This is a genomic window from Kribbella sp. (assembly GCF_035655035.1).
Classification (GTDB): domain Bacteria; phylum Actinomycetota; class Actinomycetes; order Propionibacteriales; family Kribbellaceae; genus Kribbella.
The window spans coordinates 1-5,351 of sequence record NZ_DASRVN010000684.1 but is presented as its reverse complement, the minus strand read 5'-3'; the positions used below and the strand labels follow the sequence as shown (position 1 = coordinate 5,351).

General features: G+C 66.5%; 4 protein-coding genes and 1 pseudogene. 3 read left to right on the top strand and 2 right to left on the bottom strand.

From position 1 onward, the window contains the following. Positions 1 to 16 precede the first annotated feature (16 nt). The gene (locus VFF46_RS35720) at positions 17 to 3,403 is read left to right on the top strand and encodes an ABC transporter ATP-binding protein (protein ID WP_325041676.1); all 3,387 of its coding nucleotides are present in this window, start codon (positions 17 to 19) and stop codon (positions 3,401 to 3,403) included. A gap of 140 nt (positions 3,404 to 3,543) precedes the next feature. Further along, positions 3,544 to 3,858, top strand: coding sequence for an antibiotic biosynthesis monooxygenase family protein (locus VFF46_RS35715; RefSeq protein WP_325041675.1), 315 nt, complete (start codon positions 3,544 to 3,546; stop codon positions 3,856 to 3,858). 19 nt (positions 3,859 to 3,877) lie between these two features. Here VFF46_RS35715 and VFF46_RS35710 read toward each other — a convergent pair whose 3' ends face one another. Beyond that, a complete protein-coding gene (locus VFF46_RS35710; protein ID WP_325041677.1) occupies positions 3,878 to 4,438 on the bottom strand; it encodes an AAA family ATPase in 561 nt (186 codons plus the stop codon). A gap of 406 nt (positions 4,439 to 4,844) precedes the next feature. Here VFF46_RS35710 and VFF46_RS40705 point away from each other — a divergent pair, with 406 nt between their 5' ends. Further along, complete coding sequence (locus VFF46_RS40705) at positions 4,845 to 5,120, top strand: hypothetical protein (protein WP_414673132.1); 276 nt, start codon at positions 4,845 to 4,847, stop codon at positions 5,118 to 5,120. On the opposite strand, the pseudogene VFF46_RS35700 reads toward VFF46_RS40705, so the two are convergent. Further along, positions 5,114 to 5,351 (bottom strand): annotated as a pseudogene (locus VFF46_RS35700) (hypothetical protein); the annotation flags it as partial. The gene VFF46_RS40705 and the pseudogene VFF46_RS35700 sit on opposite strands and share 7 nt — an antisense overlap.

The following is a 5,351-nucleotide window of genomic DNA, read 5'->3' as shown; positions in this document are numbered from 1 at the left end:
TTCCACGCTCGGCAGCGTGGTGGCTGGGCACCTGGCGGCGCAGCCCAACTGGCGGTTGGTCGGGCTGTTGATGGTGTGTGTTGTCGGCGGGGCCGTGATCAGCAGCGCCGGCAAGATCATCTGGGTCGGCGTCTCCGATCGGGTCGAAGGCCGGCTCCGTGAGGACGTCCTCCAGGCCGCCCTGCGACAGCCCCTGGCCGTTCTGAACGAGCAAGCCGTCGGCGAGATCCTGGACCGGGTCGACGACGACACCCACGAGGCCGGCAACCTGCTGCGTTCGCAGCTGTGGACGCTGGCGGGAACCCTTTTCGGGACGATCCCGATTTGGATCGTCGCCGGGGTGACCTGGTGGCCGGCGGTCGTGCTCTTCCCGGTGCTGGCCGTGATCACCTGGTTCGCCATTCGCAAGCTCCTGGCCGAGGTCGCCAGACGGAAGGTCGTCGAGGAGATCGCCTGGACCGATCAGACCGCCGCGCTCGAGGAAGGCATCGCCGGCCGCGACGATCTCCGGACGAGTCTGGGCCAGGCCCACGTACTGGTCAGGGTTGCCCGGCTCTCGGCCGTGGTGCACGAGACGTTCAAGTCGAGGGTCACCGTGGACAGCCGGATCGCCCGTCGGGTCGGGGTGCTGTTGCATGCTCTGCTGGCGGCGATCGGCGTCTCCGGGATCGCACTGGTCGTCGACAACCACCTCACCGTGGCGCGGTTGGTGACCCTGTTCCTCGTCACCTCGACCTTCGTCGGACAGATCGCGACGGTTGCCAACAACCTGCCCGGTCTCCAGGCGGGACTCGGTGCCGTCACCCGGCTGCGCCAGATGCTCGCCGCCGAACCCGAGCCGGCGGGCGGGTCCGAGCTGCCGTTGGACGGACCGGTGGACCTGGAGCTCCGCGACCTGGATTTCTCGTACGCCGAAGGCACCTTCGCCCTCCACGACATCAACCTGCGGGTACTGAACGGGCAGACCATCGCCCTGGTCGGACGCACCGGCTCCGGCAAGTCGACCCTGGCCTCACTGATCTCGCGAGCAGTCGAGCCGCCACCGGCCAGCGTGTTCCTGGCCGGTCACGATGTCTGCGATCTTGATCTACAGAAGCTGCGCGCGGCGGTCGGTGTCGTCACCCAGAGGACGGAGATCCTGGCCGGCAGCCTGGCCGAGAACATCGCCCTGTTCAACGACGATCTACCGAGGTCGGTCATCGAGGCGGCCGTGGTGGAACTCGGGCTCGGTGACTGGGTCGCGGGCATGCCGGACGGTCTCGACACGCTGCTCGGCCCGGGTGGCATGTCGTTGTCCGCGGGCGAGGAACAGTTGGTGGCGTTCGCGCGACTGCTGGTCCGCGACGTACGAGTGGTGATCCTGGACGAGGCGACCGCCCGGATGGATCCGCTCACCGAACGGCTCGTGATCGCCGCGTCGGACCGATTGCTTTCCGGCCGTACGGGCGTTTTGATCGCCCACCGGCTGTCGACGATCGCCCGAGCGCCGCTGGTCGCCGTCCTCGATCGTGGCCGGGTCGTCCAGCACGGAGTTCGTGCTGAACTAGCGGTCTCCCCCGGCCCGTTCCGGGAACTGTTGCGGGCCGGCGGTTCCGAACCCGCAGACGACGGTCATGATCACCACCACGAGCCGGACTCCGATCGTACGATCACTCCCCCGGCCGAGGCGGTCGGTGGTCGGCGCCGGATCGGCGAACCGCCCGAACAGGCCGAGGTCGGCACCGGACCGAGTCTCGCCCGCGGCGTCGCGCACACGCTGCTGATCCGTCCGGAGTGGAGCGTGATCGGCGCGCTGATGTTCCTGTTCGCGGGCCTGACTGGCGCGCAAGGAGCGGTGATTGGTCTGGTCTGGGGTCATATCGTCGAAGCCCTGCAACACGGGCGGGCACCGTGGTGGCTCACCGTTGCCCTCGCGGCGACCCTGCTCGCTACCCCGCTGGTGTTGGCCGAAGGCCTCCGGCGCTATCCGCGCCGATGGGCCGAGGTGATGCTGCGGACGCGGATGTCGGTGCTCTTCGGTCAGACCAGACAGCACCGACTGCCCCGTACGCCGCCGGGCGAGGTGGTCGCCCGGTCCATGGATGCCGACCGGATCGCTCACTACGGCGACCGCTGGGTCGACTTCGTCAACGCCATGGTGATCGCCGTCGTCACCGCCTTGCTCGGTGGCACCTGGTTGGCAGGCGCCGTACTGCTGGCCGTGATGGTCTCATCGGCACTGGCTTCGACCGTCGGCCGTCCCGTCGCCGGTCGATCGGCGGCCGCGGCATCGGCAGCCCGAGCCCGGTTCGGCCGCGCACTGGTGTCCGCGCTGGACGCGGGCCGGACGATCAAGTTGGCCGCCGCGACGCCGCAGGTGCACGCTCATCTGCAGCGCGTGGACGGTGGTCGGGTGGACGCCGCGGTACGCGAACACCGGGTGCAAGCCTGCCTGGACGGCATCCCGGTCGTGATGGTGCAGGTCGGCGTGGTGTCGGCCTGGGCGGCGTACATGGGAAACATCTGGACCCTGGCCACCGCACTGCTGGTCGCCAATGCCGTCAACGGTTTCGACTACTTCGGACGAGTCGCCAGTACGGTCGTCACCGACGCGCCGGGCACCCGGGCCTGGCAGACCGAGACCAGCCGCTTCGCCGGCGGCGCCGACCTGATGGACCTGCCGCCCGGTGTCGACCTGGTCGCCGGCATCGCGCCCGGACCCGAGCCGGTCCCCCGGACTCCGCTGCGTCGGCTGGAGCTGGTCGACCTCAGCGCGGTCCACGACGACGGCACGATCGGCGTCTCCGGCGTCGACCTGACCGTCGAGGCTGAGGAATTGGTGCTGCTGGTCGGTCAGGTCGGTTCCGGTAAGTCCAGTCTGTTGTCCGCACTGGCCGGACTGATCGATCATCGCGGTCAGATCCGCTGGAACGGCGAACTCATCGACGACCCGCAACTGTTCCTGCGTCCTGAGCAGGTCGCGCATGTCGCTCAGGTGCCCCGGGTGCTGTCGGGTACCTTCGCCGACAACGTACGGCTGGGGCACGCCCGCGCGTTCGAGGGTCCGGTCGTCGGCGCCCGGCTGGATGCCGACGTCGCCGACGCTGGTGGCATGGACGCACTGGTCGGCCGTCGCGGCGTACGACTCTCCGGCGGCCAGGTGCAACGCCTCGCGCTCGCCCGCGCTCTGGCCACGGACGCGGAACTGCTGCTCGCCGACGACGTCTCCAGCGCCCTGGACGCCACCACCGAGATCGAACTGTGGAAGACGCTGCGGGAACGGCACGCGACGGTCATCGGCGCGACCTCGAAACGGGCTGCTCTCGCCCAGGCAGATCGGGTGGTCGTACTGGTCGAGGGCGAGGTCGCCGCGGTTGGCCCCTGGTCCGACCTCTCCCCTCGCTGGTCCCACCTGGCCGGCTGATCCCCGTCATAGTCCGCAGTGTGTCGGCGGGAATTCGGTACGGCCGGATTTGCGTGTATCGCAACTGGACGCATTTCGCTGGCCGCAGAAAAGGGACAAACCTGTGACGGGTAGAAAAGCGCGCAGCTAGAGTGCTCGGCATGGATCGTCATGTGCTCGTCACCGCGGACACCTCGTCAACTCCTGAGAACGCTGACGAATTCGGCCGCATCCTGCAGAAGTTCGCGCACGCGTGCCGAGCTGAACCGGGCTGTTTGTCTTACGAGATCTTCCGCTCGGTGGATCAGCCCGAGCGGTACCTGAGCATCGAACGGTACGCAGACAAGGAGGCTTTCACCACACATCGATCCTCAGCGCACTTCCGCCAGATCGGTCTCGGCGAGGTGCTGCCGCTCGTGGTCGCCCGCGATATCCGGATGTACGACGCACCTCTCGATGTCCCACCGATCCAGTAATGCATGACATCCTCGTCCGTCAGACGAGGATGGCTCGGGCCGCCTCTAGTGCCTCGGCTGCGATATCGCGGACTTTCTTGCCGGTGGACAGGACTTCGAAGTCATCCACGGCGGCTGTGTCGAGTATCCGGTCCAGTTCACCTGCGCGATCGAGATGCCAGGCCATTGCGTCCGGCTCATCGGTGTGACGTGCGCGGAGGCGCCGGCTGAGTTCGGGTCCACTCGCGCGAAGGCGACACACTTGAAGCGGTACGCCCAGCGCTTGTCGGTACCGCTCCCGGTCTGAACGCGTCTCCACGACTCCGGAGACGAGCAGCCACTCGGCCTTCGCTGCGAGGTAGTTCGCGGCCACCGCGTGCAGGTTGGCGAGCGTGACGCTGAGGTTGAACGGATCGCCGATCGGCGCCGGCCAGATCTGAGCAAGGGCGTCTAGATCGATCACAGCGTGCGAGATTTGATCTCTGGCAAGCGATTCTCCGGCAGCGGCCGCGACTGACGTCTTTCCAGCGCCGACAGTCCCGTTGAACAACAGCGCGCGCGGAGTCGTTGGGTGCATATCGGTGATCGTATTGATCAGCAACTCTTCGAGTCGACCTCTTTAGGGGCGTGCCGCCGGCGTCTCCTACAACGCCTCCCGTGATCGAGGCACTGTCGACCGGTTGTTGGCCGCCTAGTTCGTCGTGGGCGAGCCAGCTCAGTGCTGTCAGGGCGACCTCGGTGGCTGTCAGGTTTGTGGTGTCCAGGCGGAGGTGGCGGTGTTCGGTCAGGAATGCGTCGGCCGGGGTTGGTGTGGATACGGTTGGGTCTGTGTTCAGTTGGTGGGATTCCATCTCGCGGACGTTGCTGTCGGACCATTCCACATTTCGTTTGCTCGGTTTGGCGGCTAGGCGAGTTTCGGTTCGGTTGCGTGTGAGGCGCGTTTCGAGGTCGGCGGTTAGTTCCAGGACGAGTACCTCGCCACCGGACTCCTCGAACGGAGCGACGAGTTGCTCGACGTACGCCGTGTCCGCTGGGTTCTGCAGGTCCCAGACGAGGGTGAAGATCAGATCCATTCCGTTTCGTGCGGCTTCTTCTATCACTCGCCGACGGAACTCGAGGTTCAAGACGTTGAACGGCGCGGTGCCGTAGCCGAAGATCTCAATCAATGGCTCGATGGTGTGATGGTTGTGAAACAACCTGAAGTCGCTCCGCGCGGCGATCTCCTGGCCCACGGTCATCTTGCCGACGGCCGGTGGTCCGATGATCAGAAGCAGCCTCATTGAGAGTCTCCTGTTGTGATGCACGGACGGAGTTTGAAGAGCAGGATGCCGAGGTATTTGTTCATCCACGTCTGCTTGTGCGGGTAGCGGCGTCGGGCGTCCTCGGATAGTTGAGGCTCGAGTGCCGTCTCGATCCACAGGCCTGCTGCGCTGAATACGTTGATCAGGTCGGAGATGGTGTAGGGCCGCTTTGTCAGCGCGATCTGGTCGTTCCAACCGCTGGTGTAGGAGAAC